The sequence below is a fragment of the Patulibacter defluvii genome (assembly GCF_034096925.1).
GTDB classification, from domain to species: Bacteria; Actinomycetota; Thermoleophilia; order Solirubrobacterales; family Solirubrobacteraceae; genus Patulibacter; species Patulibacter defluvii.
On sequence record NZ_JAWZSQ010000026.1, the window covers coordinates 18,566 to 43,260 of the forward strand.

Below are 24,695 nucleotides of genomic sequence, written 5' to 3' on the forward strand. Positions count from 1 at the left end.
CACGCTGAGGTGCCAACTGTACGTTTGACCAATGATGCATCCGCTCGACCCGCTGACCGCCGACGAGATCCGCGCGGCGGTCGCGATCGCCCACCGCGACCAGCGGCTCGACGAGCGGGTCCGGTTCGTGACGGTGATGCTGCGCGAACCGCCCAAGGACGTCCTGCGGGCGTGGACGCCGGGCGTCGACGTCGAGCGGCTGGCCGACCTGGTGGTCCTCGACCCGACCCAGGAGGCGACTTTCGAGGGGCTGGTCTCGCTGACCGACGGCGCGGTTCGCGCCTGGGAGCGGGTCGAGGGCGTCCAGCCGGCGCTGATGGTCGAGGAGTACGAGGAGTGCGAGCGGCTGGTGCTCGACGACCACGAGTTCCGCGCCGCGCTCCGCCGTCGCGGGCTCGAGGATCAGCTCGACCTGGTCTGCGTCGACCCGGTCCCGCCCGCCAACTGGGAACGGACCGAGCGGCGGATCTGCCGCGCGCTGGCCTGGATGCGGCCCTACCCCGGCGGCAACTCCTACGCCCGGCCGATCGAGGGGATCGTGGCCGTCGTCGACCTCCACCGCGGCGAGGTGATCTCCGTCAGCGACCACGGCGAGGTGCCGGTGCCCGACGCCGACGCGGGCGAGTACCGGGCCGGCCACCCGGCGTCCGTCGCCCCGCGCGAGCCGCCGAAGCCGCTCGAGATCAGCCAGCCGGAGGGCCCGAGCTTCGTCGTCGACGGCTGGCAGGTGCGGTGGCAGAAGTGGCGGCTGCGGGTCGGGTTCAACGCCCGCGAGGGGCTGGTGCTGCACGAGGTCGGCTACGAGGACGGCGGCGAGCTGCGCTCGATCCTGCACCGGGCCTCGATCTGCGAGATGGCCGTGCCCTACGCCGATCCGACGCCGACCCGCCACATCCAGGGGCCGCTCGACATCGGCGAGAACCTGGTCGGGACGCTGGTCAACGCGCTCGAGCTGGGCTGCGACTGCCTCGGCCTGATCCACTACTTCGACGTCGACGTGAACGACTCCCGCGGCGAGGTCGTCCACCACCCGAACGCGATCTGCCTGCACGAGGAGGACTACGGCGTCCTCTGGAAGCACTGGGACTTCCGCAGCGACGAGACCGAGGTCCGGCGCTCGCGGCGGCTGGTCGTCTCCTCGATGTCGACGATCGGCAACTACGAGTACGGGTTCTTCTGGTACCTGTACCAGGACGGGACGATCGAGCACGAGGTCAAGCTGACCGGGATCGTCTCGACCGGTGCGATCGCCCCCGGCGAGACGCCGCGGCACGGGTCGCTGGTGGCCCCCGGGCTGCAGGCGATGTACCACCAGCACTTCTTCAGCGCGCGGCTGGACTTCGACCTCGACGGCGAGCGCAACGCGGTGCTCCAGGTCGACAGCGTGCCGACGACTGAGGAGGAGGACCCGTACGGCAACGGCTTCGCGACCGTCCGCCGGCTCTACGAGTCCGAGCGCGACTCGCCCTCGGACATCGACCCGTTCTCCGCCCGCGCGTGGCTGGTGGTCAACCGCGAGCGGACCAACGCCGTCGGCCAGCCGGTCGGCTACAAGCTGCTGCACGGCGAGAACACGCGGCTCTTCTCGCGGCCGGGCAGCCCCCAGCACCGGCGGGCCGGCTTCGCCCACCACCACGTCTGGGTGACCCGCTTCGACGAGCGCGAGCGCTACGCCGCCGGCGAGTACCCGAACCAGCACGACGGGATGGACGGCCTGCCGCGGTGGGTCGCCCAGGACCGGCCGATCGCCGACGAGGACGTGGTCCTCTGGTACTCGTTCGGCCACCACCACGTCCCCCGGCCCGAGGACTGGCCGGTGATGCCGACGGCCTACATCGGGTTCGCGCTCAAGCCGACGGGCTTCTTCGACCGCAACCCCGCGCTCGACGTGCCGCCCTCCGCCGGCGGCCACTGCCACGCCGGCGACCACTGAACCGCGGACGCCGACGGCGCCGCGCAACCACCCCAGGACGAGGAGCAGGACCATGGCCCAGGCCGACATCGACGTCGTGCGCGAGCTGTACGACGCCTTCAACGCCGGACGGATCGAGCGGGTCCGCGAGCTGCTGAGCGACGAGATCGAGTGGGTCGAGCCGGCCGGGTACTTCGTGCCCGAGGCCGCCGGCACGACCCGCGGGCTCGACGCCGTGCTGGCCGTCTTCGACCGCTACCCGGAGATCTGGGAGCGGTTCGCCCCGACCGCCGAGGAGTTCCACGACGCCGGCGGTGGCGTGGTCTTCGTGATCGGCACCCAGCACGGGCGGACCCACGGCGGCCACGAGGTGGCGGGCTCGTTCGTCAACTGCTGGCAGGTCGAGGACGGGCGGCTGACCGTGCACCGCTCGTGGTCGGACACGAAGACGATCGCCGAGACGATCGCGCGGGGCTGAGATGGCCGACGGGACGCTGCCGGCGGCGACCGTCGACGCGATCCGGGCGGCGGTCGCGGCCCGGCGCGACGACCTGGTCGACCTGACCACGGCGCTGATCGCGGTCGACAGCACCAACGCCTCCTACGCCGAGGCGCGGCACGCCCCCGGCGGGGAGTCGCGGGTCGGCGCGGTGCTCGGCGAGCGCTGCGCCGCGATCGGGATGCGGGTCGAGCGGGTCGGCCCCGACCCGGCGCGCCAGAACGTCGTCGCGGTCGCGCCCGGGAGCGGCGGCGGGCGCTCGCTGCTGCTCAACGGCCACATGGACACGGTGCCGCCGGCCGATCCGCCGGCCTGGACGACCGCCGACCCGCGTCGGGCCGAGCAGCGTGACGGGCGCCTGATCGGGCTCGGCGCGGCCGACATGAAGGGCCCGCTGGCCGCCGGCTGGGCGGCGATCGCCGCGCTCCGCGACGCCGGGGTGACGCTGGCCGGCGAGGTCCAGCTGCACGGCGTGGTCGGCGAGGAGGCGATGGAGCACGAGATCGGCACCAGCGGGGTCCTGCGGGCCGGCTTCGTCGCCGACGCGGCGATCAACCTGGAGCCGACCAGCGCGACCCTGGCCGTCGCCTCGCCCGGCTACCGGTCGCTGACGATCCGGGTCCGCGGGCGCAGCACCCACCACGGCAACCGGCGGCTGACGCTGCTGCCGGGCGGTGAGGCGTTCGGCGTCAACGCGCTCGAGAAGGCGGTGCTGGTGGTCCGCGCGCTGCAGGAGCTGGAGCGGCGCTGGGCGGCCGAGCCGCTGCACCCGTCGTTCCGGGCCGAGGCGTTCACGCTCCACCCCGGCAGCTTCGAGGCGGTCGGGGCGCCGGGGCTGCCGGCGCCGGTCTTCTTCCCCGCCGACGCGCGGCTGGAGTACGGGCTCTGGTACCCGCCGGGCTGGAGCGGCCGCGAGGTCGAGCAGCGGGTCGAGGCGTTCGTGGCCGAGTGGTGCGCCGACGACGCTTGGCTGACCGCCCACCCGCCGAGCTTCGCGTGGGGCTACGACTGGCCCGGCTTCGACACGGCCTGGGAAGCGCCGATCGTCGGTGCGGTCGCGGGAGCGATCGAGACGGTCACCGGCACGCCGGTCCCGCGCGCGACGCCGGCCACGCCGGCCGCGGTCGGGGCCTCGGTCGACTCGACGTGGATCGAGCGGGCCGGGATCCCGGTCGTGACCTTCGGTCCCGGGGCGATGCAGGTGGCCCACAGCCCCGACGAGCACGTCGACGTCGACGAGCTGGAGCGGGCGGCCACGGTGCTAGCGGTGGCGATCGCCGGCTGGTGCGGGGTGGAGGAGGGGAGACGCTAGGACGCGGGGCCGGCCCGGGATGCGACGCGTCCGCGGGCGATGCCTGACGTCCGCGGACCGAGCAGGTCGGGTTGGACGGGGCGAGAGCCGTACGCGGTACTGCCGAGCGCCGGCCGGCCCGAGATGCGACGCGTCCGCGGGCCATCCCTGACGCCCGCGGACCGAGCAGGTCGGGTTGGACGGTGCGAGAGCCGTACGCGGTACTGCCGAGCGCCGGCCGGCCCGAGATGCGACGCGTCCGCGGGCGTCAGGCGCCGTCGGCGGGGACGACGCGCCCCGTGTCCGGGTCGATCGTCGTCGCCGCCGGGGTGTCGTCGATCCGGACCTTGAACGAGCCGGAGGCCTTGCCCCCGAAGGCCTGGACCGGGCCGTTCTCGTCGAGCGCGGCCGCCACCCGCCAGGTCACCTTGTGGGTGCCCGCGACGGTCGGGGTCAGGCGCCAGCGGAAGGTCTTCTCCTCGCCGGGGCCGAGCTTGCCGAGCGCCCAGGTGTCGACGTAGGCGGTCTGGCCGCCGGCCGGCGGCTCGTCGAGGACCCAGATCGGCCGCCGCGGGTCGGCGACCCGGCCGGCGCCGTTGTCGGCCTCGGGGATCCGCCGCTGGAGGCCCTGCAGCACCACCGCCACGTCGGGCAGGGTGCGGTGCTCCTCCTCGTTGCGGACGGTGATCTTCAGCGTCCGCGTGCGGGCGAGGTCCTGGCGCTGAGCGAACGAGGCGCGGGCCGAGACCCGGAAGTCCTTGCCGCCCGAGGCGTCCTCGATCTTGGGGTCGTCGCCGCCGCATCCGGCGAGCGTCACCAGCAGCCCTGCGGCCACGGCCAGCGCTCCGACCTGTCGATGGCTCCCGATCCCCGGCATCGCGCGGCAGGCTAACACAGCGGCCGGCCTCCGCCGGGGCCGTTTCCTACCGACGGACGCGCGAGCGGCCCGCTCGCGACCTACCGTCGGTCGCATCGATCTCGCCGTCGCGCGCCGGACGGACAGTGTGGTGGCTGGCACACATCTCAGGCATGGCGTAGGCTTGCGCCGTCCGGCCGCCTGCAGGGGTGGCCCCTGGGAGTCCGAGGATTCATGGCCAGCACGATCACCGCCCGCATCTTCGACCCCGCGAAGGGAGCGCTCGAAGAAGTCGGCGACATGATGATCCTGACCGGCAAGACGCTGGTCTCGGCCGTCCGACCTCCGTACTCCTACGGGGACGAGTTCGTCCATCAGTTCCTCTTCGCGCTGCGGCTCTGCTGGTTCCCGCTGCTGATCTCGACGGTCGCGTTCGGCTTCGGCGCGCCAGGTCTGCAGGCGGCCAACTTCCTGGTCCTGTTCGGCGCGCTCGACCGCCTCGGCGGCTTCTTCGTGCTGGCGTCGATCCGTGAGTTCGCGCCGTTCGTGACCGCGATCGTGCTGGCCGGCGTGGCCGGCACCGCGATCACGGCCGACCTCGGCGCGCGCAAGATCCGCGAGGAGCTGGACGCGCTCCAGGTGCTCGGCGTCGACCCGGTCAAGAGCCTGGTCGTCCCGCGCTTCCTGGCGCTGATGATCGTCACCGGGCTCTTCGACGTCTACGCGCTGCTGTTCGGCATCTTCGGCGGGATCGTCGCGACGCTCGTCAACGGCGCGCCGCTGGGGCCGTTCTGGGCCACCTTCTTCAGCAACGCGTCGGTCACCGACCTCTGGGGATCGTTCCTGAAATGCACGTTGTTCGGCGCGATCATCGCCGTGGTCTGCTGCTACAAGGGCATGACCGCGAAGGGCGGTGCAGAGGGCGTCGGCAGAGCCGTCAACCAGGCGGTCGTGATCGCCTTCCTCGGCGTCTTCGCCTTCAACTACGTCTTCACGCAGACGCTGCTGGCGACCAACCCCGAGATGCTGGTGATCAAGTGATCGCCGCCCTCGTCCCGACCGCCGCCGACCCGTCCGCCCGCCGATGAGCGCCTGGTTGAGCCAGCCCAAGGAGATCCTCGCCTCCGTCGGCGAGCAGGGGAAGTTCTCCGCCCGGATCCTCGGCCAGGTCCTCTCGCTGCGGGTCCTCCGCTTCCTCGGCGAGACGCTGCGCCAGGCCGGCGTGCTGATCACCAGCTCGACGGTCGTGATCTGGGGCCTGGTCTTCGTGATCGGCCTCCAGTGCGGCCTCGAGGGCGCCTACTTCACCCGCTCGATCGGCTCGCCCGCCTACGCCGGCGTCTTCGCCGCCTGGTGCGACCTGCGCGAGCTGGTGCCCTACGCCTTCGGCTACATGATGGCCGCGAAGGTCGGCACCGGCATCGTCGCCGAGCTCGGCTCGATGCGGATCTCGGACGAGATCGACGCCCTCGAGGTGATGGGCTTCGACTCCGTCCTCTTCCTCTGCGCGACCCGGCTGCTGGCCAGCTGGCTGGTGCTGCCGTTCATGTACGTCGCCTCGATCGGCGCCGGCTTCTTCGCCAGCTACCTGACGGTCGTCGAGCAGGTCGGGGACGTCTCGTCCGGCGGCTACCTGCTGATCTTCTGGATGTTCCAGAACCCGCCGGACCTGCTCTACAGCTTGATCAAGGCGATGGCGATGGCGACCATCATCGTCCTCGTCGGCTGCTACTACGGATACAACGCCGGCGGTGGTCCCGTCGGAGTCGGGACCGCGACGGCCAAGTCGATGGTCGTCAACATCATCATGGTGCACGTGATCGGCATGCTCGGAACGCAGTTGTTCTGGGGCGCCAATCCGCGAGCCCCGATCGGAGGCTAGAACGATGCCCTTCATCCCCCGCCGTCGGAAGGACGGCCAGGACGAGCAGCCGGCCGGCGAGGTGCGCGAGGAGGCCGTGGCCCCCGAGGAGCCGGCCCCCGCCGCGGCCGCCGGTCAGACGGCCGACACCGAGCTCGACCTGCCCGACGAGCCGCAGGCCGCCGCCCCCGCGGGCGACGACTCCTGGGGCTTCGACGACCCGGCCGCCGAGGTCGAGGTCGCCCGCGAGCCGCAGGCGGCCGCCGAGGCCGAGGCCGAGCCGCAGCCGGGCACCGTCTCGGTGGTCCGCGAGGAGGCCCCGCTCGATCCCGACGACGAGTACCAGTGGCACACCGGCGTCCGGCACCCGACCGGGCAGCCGGACGCGGTCGAGTTCGTCGAGACCCACAAGGCGTTCGGCCGCAACCGGATCCTCCGCGGGCTCAACATGGGCCTGCCGGAGGGGATGATCTCGATGATCCTCGGCCCGTCCGGCACCGGCAAGTCGGTCTGCATCAAGCACATGGTCGGGCTGCTCTACCCGGACGACGGCGACATCCTCGTCCACGGCGAGTCGGTGCCGTCGATGCCGCTCGACACGCTGCTGGCGATGCGCCGCAAGTTCGGCGTCCTGTTCCAGGACGGCGCGCTGTTCGGGTCGATGAACATCCTCGACAACGTCGCCTTCCCGCTCCGGCAGCACACCGACAAGGGCGAGGACGAGGTCCTCAAGATCGTCAACCGGCGGATGGACGAGGTCGGCCTCGGCGACGCCTGGGACAAGTTCCCGAACGAGCTCTCGGGCGGCATGCGCAAGCGCGCCGGCTTCGCCCGGGCGCTGGTGCTCGACCCCTCGATCGTGCTCTTCGACGAGCCCGACTCCGGCCTGGATCCGGTCCGCACCGCCCTGCTGGGCGAGCTGATCATGGAGATCCACGCCGAGATGATGGGCGAGGCGACCGAGAAGCGGAACGAGCACACGCCCGCGTTCACGCTGATCACCCACGACATCATGACCGCGCGTCGCGTGGCCCAGTACATCAACGTGCTGTGGAAGGGCCGGATCGTCGAGGCCGGTCCGGCGGAGCAGCTGTTCAACTCCGACAACGCCTTCGTCAACCAGTTCCTCGCCGGCGCCTCCCGCGGCCCGCTGGGGATGAACTGAGCGTCGCGGCGGCCGGCTGCCGGTCGCCGTCCCGATCGTTCGCGCGAGGCGCTTCCAACGGGAGCGCCTCGCGTCGTTCTGTGCTGTTCATCACAGGGGGACACTGGGCCGTGGGTCGTAACATCAACGGAACCTGAACCGGCCATCCTCCCCACGGTTCGGCCCCCAGAGCACCCCTTCCCCGGCCCTGCTGCACGCCCCTGACAGCCCCCGCCGGTCGGCCCCCACGGAGCCGGCCGCATGAAGTCCCCGTCGCCCTACGCTCGCGCGGCGCTGATCGTCGTGCTCGCGCTGGTGGTCGTGGCGCTCGGCGTGATCCTGCTCGGCGGCGGCTCGGGCAGCCACCGCTACAGCGCGGTGCTGCCGAACGCCGGCCAGCTGGTCAACGGCGACGAGGTCCGGGTCGGCGGCCGCCGGGTCGGGACGATCTCCGACATCCGCCTGACCGCCGACGACCGGGCCCAGATCGACCTCGAGGTCTCGGACGACGTCGGCCCGGTCCACGAGGGCACCACGGTCACCGTCCGCGCGCCCTCGCTGTCGGGGATCGCCAACCGCTTCGTCTCGCTCGACCTGGGGCCGAACAACGCGCCTACGCTGAAGGACGGGGCGACGATCCCGGCCGACCGCGTCGACCAGATCGTCGACCTCGACCAGCTGTTCGCGACCTTCGACGCGCCGACCCGCAAGGGCATCCAGCGGCTGCTCCGCGGCGGCGCCCGCTCGCTGCGCGGCAAGGAGCAGCAGGCGAACGAGGCGCTGCGGCTGCTGAACCCCTCGTTCGGCGCCGGCCAGCGGCTGATCGCCGAGGTCACCCGCGACCAGCCGGCGCTGCAGCGGTTCCTCTCCAGCTCGGCCGACGTGGTCACCGCGCTGGCGGCCGACAAGGCCTCGCTGACCGGGCTCGTCGACCACGCCCGCAGCACCTCGTCGGAGATCGTCGCCGAGGAGCAGGCGCTGAACGCCGCCCTCGACCGGCTGCCCGGCACCCTCCGCAAGGGCAACACGACCTTCGTCAACCTGCGCCGGACGCTCGACGACCTCGACCCGCTGGTCGCCGCCTCGAAGCCGGCCACCCGCCGCCTGACGCCGCTGCTGCGCGACCTGCGGCCGCTGGTCGCGAGCGCGCGGCCGACGATCGCCGACCTCCGCCGGCTGGTCCGCCGCGGCGGAGCCGACAACGACCTGATCGACCTGCTGCGCAAGACGCCCCGGCTGGCCGACGTCGGCGTCCCGGCGCTCGACCACAGCGTCCGCGCCGCCGCCGACACGCGGCCGGTGGCGGCCTTCATCCGCCCCTACACGCCGGACGCGATCGGCTGGCTGCGCGACTTCTCCCAGGGCTCGGCCGGCTACGACGCCAACGGCCACTACGCCCGGATCCAGCCGATCATCAACGAGAACGCGGTCGTCGCCGACCCGCTGCTGGGGCCGATCGTGCGCCAGCTCGTCGCCGGCCTCGGCGGCGCCGGGATCGGCAGCGAGAACGTCGGCGCCGCCCGCTGCCCCGGCACCGCCACCCAGATCCGCCCCGACGGCTCGAACGGCTTCCGCGACAGCGACGGCAAGCTCGACTGCGACCCGAAGGCGGTGCTGCCCGGTCCATGAGCCGCCGACGGTGGACAGCGACGGGGGTCGCGCTGCTCACGGCCGCCGCCACGGCGATCGGGTTCAGCGGCTGCGGCGGCTCCGACGGGGACGGGACCTACAAGGTCCGGGCGACCTTCGACAACGCCTTCGCGGTGATCCCGGGCGAGGAGGTCCGGATCGCCGGCGCGCGGGTCGGGACCGTCGACGCGGTCGACGTCGACCGCGACCGCCGGGCGGTGCTGGTGCTGCGGATCGACGATCCCGGCTTCCGCGACTTCCGGGCCGACGCCGAGTGCTCGATCCGGCCGCAGTCGATCATCGGCGAGCGGTTCGTCGAGTGCCTGCCGACCCAGCCGCGGGCCGACGGCAGCACGCCGCCGCCGGCGCTGCGGACCGCCAGCTTCGACGGCGAGCGCCAGCACGTGCTGCCGGTCGACCGCACCAGCAAGCCGGTCGACCTGGACCTGATCGTCGACATGATGCGGCTGCCCGAGCGGCAGCGGATGGCGATCATCCTCAACGAGCTGGGCGTCGGCCTGGCCGCCCGCGGCCCCGAGCTGCGGCGGGCGATCCGCGCCTCGCTGCCGGGCCTGCGCGAGACCGACAAGGTCCTGGCCCTGCTCGGCGACCAGAACCGCCAGCTGCGCTCGCTGGTCCGCGACAGCGACGTCGCGCTGGCCCCGGTCGCCCGCGACCGCGCGACCCTCGGCCGGCTGCTCCAGCGGGCCGCCGACCTGCAGGGCGCGGTCGGCGAGCGGCGGACCGCGCTCGACCAGGACCTGGCGAAGCTGCCGCGGACCCTGCGCGAGCTGCGGCCGACGATGGCCTCGCTCTCGCGGCTGGCCCAGGAGGGCACCCCGGCCGTCCGCGACCTGCGGCTGAGCGCGCCCGCCGGCCTCCAGGTGCTGCAGGCGCTGCAGCCCTTCAGCCGCGCCGCCGTCGGTCCCGTCCGCGACCTCGGCCGGACCGCCGACATCGGCCGGGTGGCGCTGCGCAAGGCCGACCCGGTCGTCGGCCAGCTCGACACGCTGGCCCAGGAGACGAAGCCGGTCGTGCGCGACGCGAAGGCGCTGACCGCCTCGCTCGACAGCTCCGGCGGCTTCAAGCGGATCCTCGACTACATCTTCTTCCAGGTCCTGGCGATCAACGCCTACGACGACGTCGGCCACTACCTGCGGATCAACGTGATCCTCAACCAGTGCGCCAGCTACGCGACCGAGCCGACCCAGGGCTGCTCGGCGGCGCTCGGCGGCGTCGCCGGCGCCCGCTCGGCCGCCGGGCCGCGGCGCGCGGGGGAGAGCACCGAGCTGGCGCTGACCCGTCGCGTGCTGGCCGGCGAGGATCCCCAGAAGGTGCTCGACAGCGTCAAGGGCCAGGCCGCCTACGCGCCGCTGCTGAAGCGGATCCGGGCGATGGAGGCGCTGCAGCGCCAGGGCGAGAAGCGGGCCGCCCGCAGCAGCGCGACGCCGGCGCCGGCCGGCGACGACACGCCGATCACCGTCACCGGCGGCGTGCTGCCCGGCGACCGCCGCGACGGCGGGTCCGCGCGCGGCGGCGACCGCACGCCCCGCAACGGCCTGCTCGACTACCTGATGGGAGCCGGCTGATGCGCCGCCGCTCCTCGCTGGCCGCCAACCCGACGCTGATCGGCGCCGCCACCGTCCTGATCGCGATCGTGGCCGTGATCCTGGCCTACAACGCCAACTCCGGCCTGCCGTTCGTCCGCACGTACGACATCAAGGTCGAGCTGCGCAACGCCCAGAACGTGGTCCCCGGCAACGACGTGCGGCTCGGCGGCGCCCGGATCGGCCAGGTCTCCGACGTGGTGCCGAAGATGCAGCGCGACGGCTCGATCGTCGCGATCGCCAGCCTCCACCTGGACCAGGTGGCGAAGCCGCTGCCGGCCGACACCACCGTGCTGGTGCGGCCGCGCTCGGCGCTCGGCCTCAAGTACGTGGAGCTGACCCGCGGCCGCTCGCGGCGGACGCTCGACCCGGGCGCGACGATCCCGCTCCGCCAGGCGACCCCGGAGCCGGTCGACGTCGACCAGGTGACCCAGGTCTTCGACGACCGCACCCGGCGCGCGTTCCAGCAGAACAACCACGAGTTCGGCGACGCGCTCGCCGGCCGCGGCGAGGACCTGGGCGCGGCGATCGAGGCCTTCTCGCCGCTGCTCGAGCGGCTGGTGCCGGTGATGGGCAACCTGGCCGACGCCCGCACCCAGCTGGCGCCGACGATCCAGGCCTTCGCCCGCACCGCCGGCGAGGTCGCCCCGGTGGCCGAGACCCAGGCGTCGCTGATCGGTCACCTGGAGGCGACGCTCGGCGCGCTGGCCGCGGTCGCGCGGCCCTACGTCCAGGACGCGATCAGCGAGGGCGTGCCGCTGCAGGACGCGATCGCCCGCGAGCTGCCGACCACCCGCCCGTTCCTGACCCGCACCGGGCTGCTGCTGCGCGACCTCCGTCCCGGCGTCCGCGCGCTGCGGGCCGCCGCGCCCGACCTGGCGTCGGCGCTGCGGGTCGGCACCCGCACCGTCCGCCGGGTGCCGGCGCTCGACCGGCGGCTGCGCGACGGCCTGCGCTCGATCGAGCGGCTGGCCGACGATCCGCTGGTGCCGCTCGGGCTCCAGCAGTCGATCCGCACCAGCCAGCTGCTGCGGCCGACGCTGGAGCAGCTGACCCCGACCCAGGTCACCTGCAACTACATCACCCTCTTCGGCAAGAACCTGGCCAACCACCTGTCCGAGGGCAACCGCTACGGCACCTGGGAGCGGGCGCTGCTGATGCTGGCCCCCGACCAGATGCTGCCGACGGCGAAGCCGGCCGGCCACCTGCACTACAACGCCTACCCGAACACCGGTCAGCCGGGCGCCCCGAACGAGTGCGAGTCGGGCAACGAGGGCTTCGTCGGCAACCAGCTGCTGGGCAACGTCCCCGGCAACCAGGGCACCCAGACCGACCGCAGCCAGGGGCTGGAGAAGTAGATGGCCATCCTTGGTCGCAACCGCCGCCCGAAGAGCGCCCGCGCCCGCGGCATGAACCCGGTCGCCGCCGGCGCGCTGCTGATCGTGCTGGCCGTGATCGGCCTCTACCTGGGCTTCAGCAAGGGCCACGTGCCCGGCTCCCACGGCTACCGGCTGAACGCGGTCGTCCAGGACGCCCAGTCGATCAAGTCCGGGTCGCCGGTCCGGATCGCGGGGATCGCGGTCGGCAAGGTGACCGCGGTCGAGCCGCACGGCGACGGCCGCACCTCGGTGGTGCGGATGGACCTGCGCGGCGACGCCCCGGCCCTGCGCCAGGACGCGACGCTGAAGATCCGGCCGCGGATCTTCCTCGAGGGCAACTTCTTCGTCGACCTCCAGCCCGGCACCCCCGGCGCCGCCAAGCTGGCCGAGGACTCGACGCTGCCCGTCACCCGCACCTCCTCCGCCGTCCAGTGGGACCAGGTGCTGAGCACGCTGCCGGCCGACGTCCGCCGCGACCTCCAGCGGACCGTCACCGGGCTCGGCGACGCGCTCGGCGAGGACTACGGCGACGGCACCGCCGCGGCCGCCCTCAACCGCACGCTGCTCGACGCGCCGGCCGCGCTGCGGACCTCGGCGATCAACGCCGACGCGCTCCACGGCACGGAGCGCCACGACCTCTCGCGGCTGATCGCGGCCACCGCCTCGGTGACCTCGAGCCTGGCCCCGCACAGCCGCCAGCTGACCGGCGCGATCCGCGGCCTCGACCGCACGACCGCCGCGCTGACCGCCGACCAGGGCGCGCTGCGGGCCGCGATCCGCGAGCTGGCGCCGACGCTGATCCGCGCCGACGCCTCGTTCGACCGCCTCAACGCGGCCTTCCCCGGCACCCGCCGGCTGGCCCGCGAGCTGCTGCCGGGCGTCCGCGAGACCGGCCCGACGATCGACGCGGCGCTGCCGTGGGTGCGCAGCGCGCGGGCCCTCAACGCCCGCACCGCGCTCCGCGGCTGGGTCGCCACCGTCCGCCCGGCGGTCCCCGACCTGGCCCGCTTCGTCGACGAGGGCACGATGCTCTTCCCGCAGCTCGACGCGGCCGCCCAGTGCACCTCCGAGGTCGTGATCCCGGCCGGCAATGCGAAGATCGAGGACGGCCGCTTCACCACCGGCCGCGAGACCTACAAGGGCTTCTGGTACGGCATGGTCGGACTCGCCGGCGAGGGCCAGAACGGCGACGGCAACGGCCCCTACGCCCGCGTCCAGACCGGCCTCGGCCCGAACACGCTCGACTTCGGCAACGTCGGCAACGCCGGCCAGCTGCTGGGCAGCGCCTCGCGGGCCCCGATCGGCGTGCGACCGGTGCGGCCCGCGTCGCGGCCGCCCTACCGCGACGACGTGCCCTGCGACACCCAGCCGGTGCCCGACCCGAACAAGGCCAAGTCGGCGCCCGGCGACGCGGCGGCCGTCGTCGGCCAGGCCCGCGGCGCCGCCGCCCGCGACCGCGCGACCAGCGGCGTCGATCGTCCGACCCCCGGGATCGCCGGCGGCGAGGACCGCCTGGCCAGCGAGCTGGTCCAGCGCCTGAACCCCTTCCGCGGCGTCGACGGGGAGGACGGGCGATGAGGCGCGTGCTCCGCTCCTACGGCCGCTGGGTGGCCGTGATGGCCGTGATGGCGGCGATGGCGCTGGCCGTCACCGTCTACATGCTCGCCCACCAGCGGGTCGCGTTCCCCTCCTGGATGCCGGGGGTCGGCAAGGACCTCGTCTCGTACCGGGCCGCCTTCCAGACCTCGCAGTCGGTCACCCCCGGCCAGGGCCAGACGGTCACCATCGCCGGGATCGACGTCGGCGACATCACCGCCGTCGAGCTGCACGGCGGGCGCGCGATCGTCGACTTCCGGATCAAGCGCAAGTACGCCGGGATGATGCGCCGCGACGCCAGCGCGCTGCTGCGGCCGAAGACCGGGCTCAACGACATGGTCCTGGAGCTCGACCCGGGCACGCCGTCGTCGCCGCCGGTCAAGGCCGGCTACACGATCGCCGTCTCGCGGACCGCCCCCAACGTCAACGTCGACGAGATCCTGGCCTCGCTCGACACCGACACCCGCGGCGCGCTCCAGATGCTGCTCCAGGGCGGCGGCCAGGGGCTCGGCGGCGCCGGGGCCAAGCGGCTCTCCGGCGGCCTGCGCGAGATCCAGCCGGTGACCGCCAACCTGCGCCGGATCGGCGAGGCGCTGGAGGACCGCCGCCGCAACACCGCGCGCGCCGTCCACAGCATCCGCCTGATCACCGAGGAGCTGGCCGCCCGCCGCGGCGACCTGGTCCGCGCCGTCGACGGCACCGACGCCGTCTTCTCGACGATCGCCGGCCGCGACCGCGAGCTGCGCCAGGCGCTCCGCGACCTGCCGCCGACGCTGCGCACCACCCAGGCGGCGCTGCGCGACAGCGAGTCGCTGGCCGAGGAGCTGCGCCCGGCGACCGCGGCGCTGCTGCCGGTCGCCCGCCAGCTGCGGCCGTCGCTGGCCGCCACCCGCCCGTTCCTGCGCCAGACCGAGCCGGTGCTGCGCAAGCAGCTGCTGCCCTTCACCCGCGAGACGCTGCCGACCGTCCGCAAGCTGCGGGCCGCGGCCCGCGACACGGCCGAGATCGCGCCCGACGCGACGGCGACGCTGAAGGAGCTGAACAAGGCGGCCAACATGCTCGCCTACGACCCGCCGGGCGAGGAGCAGGGCTACCTCTTCTGGGCCCAGTGGCTGACGCACCTGGCGCCGTGGATCTTCAACACCCAGGACGCCCACGGCCCGATCCGCCGCGGCAACCTGATGATCACCTGCTCGACGCTCGGCTCGTTCGGCGACATCGCGCAGGTGAACCCGGTCGGCGGGCTGCTGACCGGCATCTTCCGCGGGCTCTCCGGCTCGGGCCTCTGCCCGATCGGTCCCGGCGGCCCCGACGGCGACGTCGACGGGTCGACCAGCGGACCGCGCGCCCAGCGCGGCGGCGACGCCGCGAGCAGCCGCGGCGGCGCCGGCGAGCGCCGTGCGACCCCGCGCACCAGCACGGAGGACCGCGCGACCGCCGCCGCGGCCGCCGGCGCGACGACCGGGGGTCAGCGATGAGCACGCGCTCGCCGGGCCTCGGCCGGATCGTCCTGATGGTGGCGTTCGCGCTCTCCTGCTTCGGGCTGCTGCTGTTCCTCTGGAGCTCGTTCGGCGGCCCGGTGCCGCTGCAGCCGAAGGGCTACCGCGTCCACGTCAGCTTCGCCGAGGGCGCCCAGCTGGCCAGCGAGGCCGACGTCCGGATCTCCGGCGTGCCGGTCGGCAAGGTCAAGACGGTCGACGCCGACAAGCGCTCCGGCCGCGCCGAGGCGGTCGTCGAGATCCAGCCGCGGTTCGCGCCGCTGCCGGCCGACACCCGCGCCGTGCTGCGGGCCAAGACGCTGCTGGGGGAGACCTACGTCGAGCTGACGCCGGGCGACCGGCGCGGCCCGAAGCTGCCCGACGAGGGCCGGATCGGCAACGCCAAGGTCAGCGAGACCGTCGAGTTCGACGAGGTCCTGCGGACCTTCGACCGCCCGACCCGCGAGGCGCTGCGCGACTACCTGCAGCGCTCCGCCGCGGCGCTGAAGGGCCGGGGATCGGACCTCTCGGCCGCGATCGGCACGCTCTCGCCCTTCGCCCAGGACGGGGCGACGCTGCTGCGGATCCTCGACGGCCAGGCCGGCGACGTCCGGCGGCTGGTCCGCAACGGCGGCGAGACGGTCGGCGCGCTCAGCGCTCGCCGCGGCCAGCTGTCGGGCCTGATCGCCGACGCCGACCGGCTGTTCGCGATCACCGACCAGCGGCGCCAGGCGCTCCAGCAGGCGATGGTCGCGCTGCCGACCTTCGAGCGCGAGTCGCGGCGGACGGTCTCGCGGCTCGGCTCCTTCTCGCGCGAGACCGACCCACTGGTCCGCCAGCTGCGGCCGGCCGCGCGCGAGCTGAGCCCGACCCTGCGCGACCTCCAGCGGCTCTCGCCCGACCTGCGGGCGCTGTTCCGCGACCTCGATCCGCTGATCGACGCCTCGCGCGAGGGGCTGCCGGCGCTGACCCGCGTGACCGACGCGCTGCGGCCGGCGATCGACGAGCTCGACCCGCTGCTGCGCGAGGTCAACCCGGCGCTCGACCTGGTCAGCCGCTACCCGCAGGAGAGCCGCGCCTTCTTCGCCAACGCCGCGATGGCGCTGAACGCCAGCGCCCCCGGCGTCGACGGCAAGCGCTACGGCTACCTGCGCGTGATCAACCCGATCAACCTCGAGAACCTGGCGATCTGGAAGCGGCGGCTGTCGAGCAACCGGCCGAACGCCTACACGAAGCCGGGCGCCTTCAGTCAGCTGTCGCAGGGGATGCCGGTCTTCGAGGACCGCCAGTGCGGCCGCACGGTGACCGGCTCGGGGCTGCTCGGCGACCTGCTCTCGGCGCTCGGGCACACGCTCGACGGGGCGGCCGGACCGTGTCGCAAGCAGACGCCGTACGTGAACCCGAACGGCAAGACGAGCGACTTCCCGCAGGTCGCCCGCGATCCGCAGACCGGCCCCAGCGGCGGACGCTGAGGCCGGGGAGCCCGTGGCGCGCCTCGTCGCAGCGACCCTGCGTCACCCGCGCCGCGTCGCGGCCGTCGCGCTGCTGCTGCTCGCGCTGGCCGTCGTCGGCCTGACCCAGCTCGGCACCTCGGCCGCGGTTCGGACCGTGGTCGGGACCGGGTCGGAGGCCTACCGCGCCGACCGCGAGTCGGCCCGCCTGTTCGGCGACGAGGCGATCGTCGTGCTGGTCAAGGAGAAGGCCACCGACCTGACCCTGACCGACGACATCGGCCGCGTGATCTCGCTCGAGGGCTGCCTGGCGGGCAAGATCCCGGCCGACGCCCCGACGGTCCCCGGCGGCGCCGACGGCCCCTGCGCCCAGCTGCGCGAGCTGGCGCCGGCCAAGGTCGTCTACGGCCCCGGCACCTTCGTCAACTCGGCGCTGGCCGAGCTCGACGCCCAGATCCAGGGCCAGGTCCGCAACCTGCCGGCCCAGCAGCAGCAGGAACGCGAGCGGGCGGAGGCCGCCGCCCGCAAGCGCGGCCTGAGCGCGGCCGCGGTCCGCAAGGCGGGGGAGGAGGCGGCCTCGCGGCTGACCAGCGACCTGCTCGGGCTGGCCCAGCAGTACGGGATCAACCCGCTCCAGCCGCAGTCGGTCAGCAACACCGCGCTGGTCAACCGGATCCTCTTCGACACCAGCGCCAAGCAGCCCGGGACCCCGAAGCAGCGCTTCGCCGCGGTGCTGCCGACGCCCGACGCGGCGCTGATCTCGCTGCGGCTGCGGCCCGACCTCGACGACGACGGGCGCCGGCGGGCGGTGGCGCTGGTCCGCCAGGCGGTCGCGCTCGACGACTTCCGGCTGGCGCGCGGCGGCAGCTACGTGGTCAGCGGCTCGCCGGCGCTGGTCGACGGGGTCGCCCACGAGCTGGAGCAGGCGCTGCTGGCGCTGCTGGCCGTCGGCGTGCTGGTGATGGCGCTGGTGCTGGCCCTGACCTTCCCCGAGCGGCGGCGGCTGCAGCCGCTGCTGCTCGCCCTCGGCACGCTCGGCGTGGTCTTCGGCGGGATCGGCCTGCTGGGGCTGTCGGTCAACCTGGGGACGATCGCCACCCTGCCGGTGCTGCTCGGCCTGGCCGTCGACTACGGCGTCCAGCTGCACGCGCGGGTCGAGGAGGAGCGGCGCCGCGGCCTGACCGGCGAGGACGCCGTGCGGGCGGCCGTCGTCCGTGGCGGCCGGCCGGTGCTGATCGCCGCCGGCGCGACGCTGGCCGGGTTCCTGGTGCTGCTGGTCTCGCCGACGCCGCTGGTGCGCGGCTTCGCGCTGGTCCTGCTGACCGGGGTCGCGCTGGCCGTCGTCGCCTCGTTCACCGTCGGCCTGGTGCTGCACGCGCTGGTCGGCGGCGGACGAATCGGCGCTGACGGCCGCGATCGCGGTCCGCGGGGACGCGGGGGACGGGCGCTGGCCACCGTCGGCCGGCGGCTGCGGCGGCCCGCGGCGCTGCTCTGGACCCTTGCCCGGCCGCTGCGCTGGCTGGCCGCCCGGATCGCCACGCTCGGCCGCCGGCCGGCCACGGCGCTGGCCCGGCGGGCGCGGGCGATCGTGGTCAGCGACCCGACCCCGGCCGCCGAGCGCGGCGGCGTCGGCGGCGGACCGGTCGTGCGGCGGGTCGCGGCCTTCTCCCACCGCTGGCCGGTGCCGGTGGTGGCCGTCGGGGTGGTGCTGGCGATCGGCGGCGCGATCCTCGGCGCCCGCGAGCCGGTCGAGACCGACCTCCAGCGGCTGGTCCCGAGCGACCTGCCGGCGCTCCGCGACCTCCACGAGCTGGAGCGCTCGAGCGGCGTCGCCGGCGAGATCCAGGTGCTGGTCGAGGCCCGCTCGGTCACCACCCCGGCGGTCCTGCGGTGGATCGCCGACACCCGCCGCAAGCTGCTGGCCGACGCCCGCTACGACGCCGACGCCGGCTGCCGCGGGGCCGACCTCTGCCCGCTGGCCTCGCCGACCGACCTGCTCAGCCCCGACCTGGCGAAGACCCAGGCCCAGGCCGACGAGCTGGTGCGGACGATCCCCGACTACTTCCTGCAGTCGACGGTCGCGCCCGGCGGCCGGGCGGCGATCATCAGCTTCGGCCTGCGGCTGGGATCGCTCGAGCACCAGCGGGCGATCGTCGAGCGGATGCGGCGGGCGCTGCGGCCGCCGGCCGGGGTCCGGGCGACGGTCACCGGGCTGCCGGTGCTGGTGGCCGACGCCAGCGTCGAGGTCTCCTCGTCGAGCCGCCGGCTGCTGACGCTCTTCGGCAGCCTGATCCTGGTCGGCGGGCTGCTGGTGGCCTTCGCCCGCTCGTGGCGGCGGGGGCTGGCGCCGCTGGTGCCGGTCGCCCTGGCCGCCGGCTGGTCGGGCTTGCTGACCTGGCTGCTGGGGCTGCCGCTGAACCCGCTGTCGGTGGTGCTCGGCGCGCTGGTGGTGGCGATCGGGACCGAGTTCAGCGTGCTGCTCTCCGAGCGCTACCAGCAGGAGCGCCGGGCCGGCCACGGCGACGCGATGGCGATCGCCCGCACCGCGCGCTCGACCGGACGGGCGGTCGGGGCGTCGGCCGCGACGGCGATCGCCGGCTTCGCGGTGCTGGCCGTCAGCGACATCCCGCTGCTGCGCCAGTTCGGCCTGGTGACCGTCCTCGACCTGCTGGTGGCGGTCGCCGCGGTGGTCCTGGTGCTGCCGGCGCTCGCCGCGCTGGCCGAGCGACGGCGTACCGTCCGGGCATGAGCGACGACGATCGGCGCGGGGAGGAGCGGCCCGGCGGCGGCCCCGGGGACGGGGATCCGTTCGGCTTCGCGCCGGACGAGCGCGACCTGCGGCCCGACGACGTCCCGCCGCCGGCCGTCGCGTCCGACGAGGCGCCGGCCGATGAGCCCGCGACCGAGGAGGCGGAGGAGGAGCGTCCGCGGACGCCGGTCGACGCCGGCCTCCGCCCGATGCCCGGGCCACGGGTCCAGCGCGGGGTCCGGATGGGCACCGTCACCCGCGCCGTCGGCGGCCGCTACATGCTGCTGGTGATCGGGCTGCTGCTGGGCCTGGTGACGATCTCGCTGCTGACCCGGCGCAACGACGACGACGGCGCCGGCACGATCGCGATCGGCAGCGCGCTGCCGCCGTTCGCCGCCCCGATCGCCACCGAGCCGAAGCTGCCCGGCGGCCGCGAGGACGTCAACCTGGCCTCGCGCTCGGGCCAGGGCCAGGCGGGCAAGCACCCGGCCTGCTCGATCCGCAACCGCTCGGTCGTCACCTCGTGCGCGCTGCTCCGCGGCCACCGGCCGCTGGTGCTGGTGCTGTTCACCCACGGCATGGACCAGTGCGTGCGGACCGTCGACGAGGTCGACCGGCTGCGCCGCCGCTGGCCGCAGGTGGCGACCCTGGCCGTGGCCTTCGGCGGCGAGCACGACGGCACCGCCGAGCTGGTCCGCCAGCGCCGCTGGACGCTGCCGGTGGCCTACGACCGCGACGGCGGGCTCGGCGCCCGGCTGGGGATGCCGGTCTGCCCGTTCGTGCTCTTCGTCGGCCGCGACGGCCGGGTCGCCGCGCGCGAGATCGGTGCGATCGCCCCCGACGCGCTCGAGCGGCAGATGGCGCGGCTGGCGGCGCCGCCGCGACGGCCGGCCCCGGCGACGCCGGCGAACCCGTCGCCGCCGTCGTCGTCGTCGGATCCGAGCTGAGCCCGGATCCAGGCTAAGCTCTGCGCGTGGCGGGGACCAGCAAGAAGCGCTCGCGCGCGAGTCGCAAGAAGCGGGTGGCGGCGCGGCGCGAGGCGGAGGCCCGCCACGGCGACAGCGGCGCGCCACGGACGGTCGAGGCGCCGGCCCGGCCGCGCAAGCGCAGCGCGCCCCGGGCCGACCCGGTCCGCGGCGGCAAGCAGCTGTCGATGAAGGCCCACCGCGACGAGGCGCCGAAGCCGATCTGGGCGCCGGTGCCGGTGACCGAGATCCTGATCCTGGCCGGGATCGTGCTGGCCACGATCGGCATCTTCTCCAAGAGCGGCCAGATGATCGCCGGCGGCCTGGTGGTGCTGGGCGCCTCCTCGACCGAGCTGGCGATCCGCGAGCACTTCGCCGGCTACCGCTCCCACAGCGCGATGATCGCCGGCGTGGCGGCGGCGATCGTGACCGTCGCGGGCACGATCGGGCTGACCGCGCTCGACGTCGAGGTGCCGGTGTGGGCGGTGCTGGTGATCGCGGCGGCCGTCTTCGGCGGGGCCTTCACCGCCCTCCGCCGCGCCTTCCGGGCGCGGACCGGCGGGCTCTCGTTCCGCGTCTGAGCCCGCCGCGGTCGCGCTCAGGCGGCGGCTGAGTCGGCGCAGGCGGCGGCGCGGCCACCGCCCTCGCCGCGCGGTTCGGCGTGCAGCGGCGTCGTCGACCCGCCCAGCAGCTCGACCAGCGCCCGCCGCTGGCGCGGCGTGAGGTTGCCGATCGCCTTCGTCTCGGGCACCGGGATCCCGCGCAGCAGCCGCAGCGAGCGGGCCTCGCCCCAGCGGTGCTGGGCGACGAGCAGCTCGCCGATCGGCATCGAGTGGGCCTCGGCCGGGCAGCGCGCGACCACGTCGGCGGCGCGGGCGCGGCCCTCCTGGACCGCCCGCTTGAGCGCGGCGCGGGCCAGCCGCACGGCGTTGGCCCGTTCGAGCGCGGCGAGTCGCTGCTGCTCGCGTGGCATCACGTCGGCGGCGACGGTGGGGGGTACCGGCGGCACGGCGTGGTCGGGCATGTCGAATCTCACCTGCTGCACGTCAGGCACGGGTGAATCACTCCCTCGGGGCTGCGTCCTGCTGCGTCGAGACGCGGCGGGCACGTGGACGGCCGGGGGAGGGTCGCCGGTGCCCGCTCGGCCGCCCCACCGCGGCCTCGCGTTCGTCGTCGAACCTACGAGCGTCGGGCCGGCCGGTCAACGGCAGAATCGAGGTTCACCCGCTCGTAGCGGGAAAAACCTGATCGACGATCGCTCAGCCGTGGCTGCCCGGACCGGGCAGCTCGCCGTGCTCGGCCTCGAACTCGCGCTTGACCCGCTCGAAGGCGCCGAGCGCCCGGTCGAGGTCGGCCCGCGAGTGGGTCGCCATCACCGAGGTCCGCAGCAGCGCGCCGCCCGGCGGCACCGCCGGGTGGAGGGCGGTGTTGACGAAGACGCCGCCGTCGAACAGCGCCCGCCAGAGCAGCGCGGCCTTCCAGTCGTCGCCGACCAGCACCGGCACGATCGGGGTCACGACGTCGCCGCCGCCCGGCAGCGGCTGCGGCTGGACGACCGCGTAGCCCAGCGCCTCGAGGCCGTCGCGGAGGTAGCGGGCGTTGTCGAGCACCGCGGCGCAGAGCACCGGGCCCTCGTCGGAGCGCACGATCCGCAGCGCGGCGAGCGCGGCGCCGACGGCGGCCGGCACGGCCGAGGCGGTGAAGAGGAAGGCCCGCGAGCTGATCCGCAGGTAGTCGATCACCTCGGTCGAGCCGGCGATGAAGCCGCCGCAGCTGGCCAGCGACTTCGAGAAGGTGCCCATCCGCAGGTCGACTCGGTCCTCGACCCCCAGCAGCTCCGAGGTCCCGGCCCCGCGAGCGCCGAGCACGCCGGCGCCGTGGGCCTCGTCGACCATCAGCCGCGCGCCGTAGCGCTGGCAAAGCTCGACGATCTCCGGCAGCGGGGCGATGTCGCCCTCCATCGAGAAGACGCCGTCGACCACCACCAGCACGCCGCCGCCGTCGGTCGCCGCCCGCTGCAGCTGCTTCTCCAGCTTGTCGAGCTTGTTGTGGCGGAAGGGCCGCAGCTTGGCCTTGCTCAGCAGGCAGCCGTCGAGGATCGAGGCGTGGTCGCCGGAGTCGGCGACGACGGTGTCGCCGGGGGCGAGGATCGTGCCGAGGGTGCCGACGTTCGCCTGGTGGCCGGTGGTGAAGGCGATCGCCGACTCGGTGCCCATCCAGGCGGCCAGCTCCTCCTCCAGCTCGATGTGGAGCGGGATCGTGCCGTTCAGCAGCCGCGAGCCGGTCAGGCCCGAGCCGTAGGCGTCGATCGCGTCGTGGGCGGCGCGCAGCACCCGCGGGTCGGAGGTCAGCCCGAGGTAGTTGTTCGAGCCCAGCTGGACCCGCTCGGCGCCCTCCATCACGACCACCGGCTGGGCGGCGGACTGCTGGACGTGGAAGTAGGGCAGCAGGCCGGCCTCGCGGGCGGCGTTCAGCTGCTCCTCGCGCTCGTGCCCCCGCACCTTGGCGAAGACGTCCACGGGGGAAACGGGCTGGTTCACGGTCCTGAGGGTACCGCCGCCCCCGGCTCGCGTGGCGGGCCGGCCCCGCACGCCGGGGGTCAGCCGCCACGCGAGGCCGGCGGCCCAGCCCGACTCCCCGGTAGGGTCCGTTCCGTGACCGTGCAGATCCGCCCCGTGCGCACGCGCGGTGACCTCAAGGCCTTCGTCGACCTGCAGTACCGGCTCTACGACCGCAAGGCGCAGCCGCACTGGATCCCGCCGCTGCGGCTGATGATCCGCCAGCAGCTCGACCGCAAGAAGAACCCCTGGTTCGAGCACGCCGAGGCCGAGTACCTGCTGGCCGAGCGCGACGGGCGGGTCGTCGGGCGGCTGAGCGCCCACGTCGACCAGGCGCTGCACGAGTTCCAGGGCAACCGCTGGGGCCAGTTCGGCTGGTTCGAGTGCGAGGACGACCAGGAGGCCGCGACGGCGCTGCTCGACGCGGCCTCGGCGTGGGTGAAGGAACGCGGCTGCGACCGGGTGGTGGGGCCGTTCAGCTTCACCACCAACGACGAGTGCGGGCTGCTGGTGGCCGGGTTCGACCGGCCGCCGATCGTCCTGACCGGCTGGCACCACCCCTACTACCGGCGCCTGATCGAGAACGCCGGCGGCTTCCAGCGGGCGATGGACGTGCTGATGTGGGACCTCCACGCCCGCGACCGCGAGGCGGTCCACCCGATGATCTGGCGGATCGCCGAGCGGGTCGAGAGCGACCACGGGATCGTCACCCGCCACTTCAAGAAGAAGGACCTGGAGGCCGAGGTCGGCCGCTTCCTCGAGGTGTACAACGCCGCCTGGGAGAAGAACTGGGGCTTCGTGCCGCTGAACGAGACCGAGGTCCGGCACTACGCCAAGGAGCTGGGCCCGATCCTCGACGAGAACTGGGCGATGGTCTCGGAGAAGGCCGACACCGGCGAGGTCGTCGGGGCCGCGCTCTCGCTGCCGGACTTCAACCAGGTGCTGGCGCGGCTGAAGAACGGCCGGCTGCTGCCCTTCGGCTGGCTGACCCTGCTCCGCCACCGCAAGGACACCGACCGGGTCCGCGTCTTCGCGCTCGGGGTCAAGCCCGACTACCAGCACACCGGGGTCGGGGCCAAGCTCTACGAGATGCACTACCAGTCCGCGATGCGCACGCCCCAGGGCGGCGGCGAGTGCGGCTGGATCCTCGAGTCGAACCTGAACATGAACAAGGCGATGTCGAAGATGGGCGGGACCGTCGCCCGCCGCTACCGCTTCTACGAGCGGCTGCTGGAGGACGGCGCCGAGCCCTCGGCCCCGAAGGACTCGAAGTTCACCGGCGACTGGGTCGACGAGCAGTCGAAGCTGGCCGCCGGGCGGGTCGAGAACGCCTGACCGCGGCCGGTCCCGCCGCCGCCCCCGTTAGCCTGCGGGACGTCATGTCGTCCCCGCTGCCCGACTCCGAGCTGGACGAGTACGAGGAGGCGATCGGCGAGCTCGTCGACGGGGAGCTGTACGCCGTCGCGACCCCGATCGACGACGGCCCGACGACGCTCGCCGGCCAGCGCAGCGTCAAGACCGTCGCGGTCCAGGCCGCGGCCGTCGCGACCACCGGCTTCGTGGCCGGGGCGATCGCGACCGCCGTCGTCGCCCACCGCAGCGCCCGCAGCCGCCGCCGCTGGGCGCCGCCGAAGGGGCTCGACGTGGTCGACAGCCAGCGGTTCCTGGTCGACGTCCACCAGCTGCGCCCCCGCGGGCGCTGATCGCGGCCCGCTGCCGC

The 24,695-nt window shown here is 74.3% G+C and carries 20 protein-coding genes; 17 read left to right on the forward strand and 3 right to left on the reverse strand.

Going from position 1 to position 24,695, the window contains the following annotated elements:
* Positions 1-34: 34 nt before the first annotated feature.
* Genes SH587_RS20970 through SH587_RS20980 form a run of 3 tightly spaced genes read left to right on the forward strand, consistent with a single transcriptional unit; the run spans position 35 to position 3,723 of the window.
* The gene (locus tag SH587_RS20970; protein ID WP_320672603.1) at positions 35-1,933 is read left to right on the forward strand and encodes a primary-amine oxidase; all 1,899 of its coding nucleotides are present in this window, start codon (positions 35-37) and stop codon (positions 1,931-1,933) included.
* 52 nt (positions 1,934-1,985) lie between these two features.
* On the forward strand, positions 1,986-2,390 hold the full coding sequence (locus tag SH587_RS20975) for a nuclear transport factor 2 family protein (RefSeq protein ID WP_320672604.1): 405 nt from the start codon (positions 1,986-1,988) through the stop codon (positions 2,388-2,390).
* A 1-nt stretch (position 2,391) separates the two neighbouring features.
* Entirely contained in the window at positions 2,392-3,723 is a 1,332-nt protein-coding gene (locus SH587_RS20980) for a M20 family metallopeptidase (RefSeq protein ID WP_320672605.1), read from the forward strand.
* Between the two features lie 247 nt (positions 3,724-3,970).
* On the opposite strand, the gene SH587_RS20985 is transcribed toward SH587_RS20980, so the two are convergent.
* The gene (locus tag SH587_RS20985) at positions 3,971-4,537 is read right to left on the reverse strand and encodes a hypothetical protein (RefSeq protein WP_320672606.1); all 567 of its coding nucleotides are present in this window, start codon (positions 4,535-4,537) and stop codon (positions 3,971-3,973) included.
* A gap of 321 nt (positions 4,538-4,858) precedes the next feature.
* Here SH587_RS20985 and SH587_RS20990 point away from each other — a divergent pair, with 321 nt between their 5' ends.
* From SH587_RS20990 to SH587_RS21045, 12 genes are all read left to right on the forward strand, one after another.
* Positions 4,859-5,599 carry an MlaE family ABC transporter permease gene (locus tag SH587_RS20990; RefSeq protein ID WP_007576290.1) on the forward strand — a complete coding sequence of 247 codons (741 nt, stop codon included), beginning with the start codon at positions 4,859-4,861 and terminating at the stop codon, positions 5,597-5,599.
* Positions 5,600-5,642: 43 nt separating this feature from the next.
* Complete coding sequence (locus tag SH587_RS20995) at positions 5,643-6,440, forward strand: ABC transporter permease (protein WP_320672607.1); 798 nt, start codon at positions 5,643-5,645, stop codon at positions 6,438-6,440.
* Positions 6,441-6,444: 4 nt separating this feature from the next.
* Positions 6,445-7,584, forward strand: coding sequence for an ABC transporter ATP-binding protein (locus SH587_RS21000; RefSeq protein WP_320672608.1), 1,140 nt, complete (start codon positions 6,445-6,447; stop codon positions 7,582-7,584).
* Between the two features lie 240 nt (positions 7,585-7,824).
* Positions 7,825-9,192, forward strand: coding sequence for an MlaD family protein (locus SH587_RS21005; RefSeq protein ID WP_320672609.1), 1,368 nt, complete (start codon positions 7,825-7,827; stop codon positions 9,190-9,192).
* A complete protein-coding gene (locus tag SH587_RS21010; protein ID WP_320672610.1) occupies positions 9,189-10,781 on the forward strand; it encodes an MlaD family protein in 1,593 nt (530 codons plus the stop codon). Before SH587_RS21005 ends, SH587_RS21010 begins: the two co-directional genes overlap by 4 nt.
* On the forward strand, positions 10,781-12,157 hold the full coding sequence (locus tag SH587_RS21015; RefSeq protein WP_320672611.1) for an MlaD family protein: 1,377 nt from the start codon (positions 10,781-10,783) through the stop codon (positions 12,155-12,157). The genes SH587_RS21010 and SH587_RS21015 overlap by 1 nt, the downstream gene beginning before the upstream one ends.
* Entirely contained in the window at positions 12,158-13,756 is a 1,599-nt protein-coding gene (locus SH587_RS21020) for an MlaD family protein (protein WP_320672612.1), read from the forward strand.
* Entirely contained in the window at positions 13,753-15,252 is a 1,500-nt protein-coding gene (locus SH587_RS21025) for an MlaD family protein (RefSeq protein WP_320672613.1), read from the forward strand. The genes SH587_RS21020 and SH587_RS21025 overlap by 4 nt, the downstream gene beginning before the upstream one ends.
* On the forward strand, positions 15,249-16,724 hold the full coding sequence (locus SH587_RS21030; RefSeq protein ID WP_320672614.1) for an MlaD family protein: 1,476 nt from the start codon (positions 15,249-15,251) through the stop codon (positions 16,722-16,724). Before SH587_RS21025 ends, SH587_RS21030 begins: the two co-directional genes overlap by 4 nt.
* A 13-nt stretch (positions 16,725-16,737) precedes the next feature.
* Positions 16,738-19,452, forward strand: coding sequence for an efflux RND transporter permease subunit (locus tag SH587_RS21035; protein ID WP_320672615.1), 2,715 nt, complete (start codon positions 16,738-16,740; stop codon positions 19,450-19,452).
* Positions 19,449-20,399 carry a thioredoxin domain-containing protein gene (locus SH587_RS21040; protein WP_320672616.1) on the forward strand — a complete coding sequence of 317 codons (951 nt, stop codon included), beginning with the start codon at positions 19,449-19,451 and terminating at the stop codon, positions 20,397-20,399. The genes SH587_RS21035 and SH587_RS21040 overlap by 4 nt, the downstream gene beginning before the upstream one ends.
* Positions 20,400-20,425: 26 nt before the next feature.
* A complete protein-coding gene (locus SH587_RS21045; protein ID WP_320672617.1) occupies positions 20,426-20,998 on the forward strand; it encodes a hypothetical protein in 573 nt (190 codons plus the stop codon).
* A gap of 17 nt (positions 20,999-21,015) precedes the next feature.
* Here the strand turns inward: SH587_RS21045 and SH587_RS21050 are convergent, their stop codons facing one another.
* Complete coding sequence (locus SH587_RS21050; protein ID WP_320672618.1) at positions 21,016-21,441, reverse strand: hypothetical protein; 426 nt, start codon at positions 21,439-21,441, stop codon at positions 21,016-21,018.
* A 235-nt stretch (positions 21,442-21,676) separates the two neighbouring features.
* The gene (locus SH587_RS21055; RefSeq protein WP_320672619.1) at positions 21,677-22,957 is read right to left on the reverse strand and encodes an aminotransferase class I/II-fold pyridoxal phosphate-dependent enzyme; all 1,281 of its coding nucleotides are present in this window, start codon (positions 22,955-22,957) and stop codon (positions 21,677-21,679) included.
* A gap of 114 nt (positions 22,958-23,071) precedes the next feature.
* Here SH587_RS21055 and SH587_RS21060 point away from each other — a divergent pair, with 114 nt between their 5' ends.
* Both SH587_RS21060 and SH587_RS21065 read left to right on the forward strand, forming a co-directional pair.
* A complete protein-coding gene (locus tag SH587_RS21060) occupies positions 23,072-24,310 on the forward strand; it encodes a GNAT family N-acetyltransferase (protein WP_320672620.1) in 1,239 nt (412 codons plus the stop codon).
* Positions 24,311-24,354: 44 nt separating this feature from the next.
* Entirely contained in the window at positions 24,355-24,678 is a 324-nt protein-coding gene (locus SH587_RS21065; RefSeq protein WP_320672621.1) for a hypothetical protein, read from the forward strand.
* The last annotated feature ends 17 nt before the right edge of the window (positions 24,679-24,695 follow it).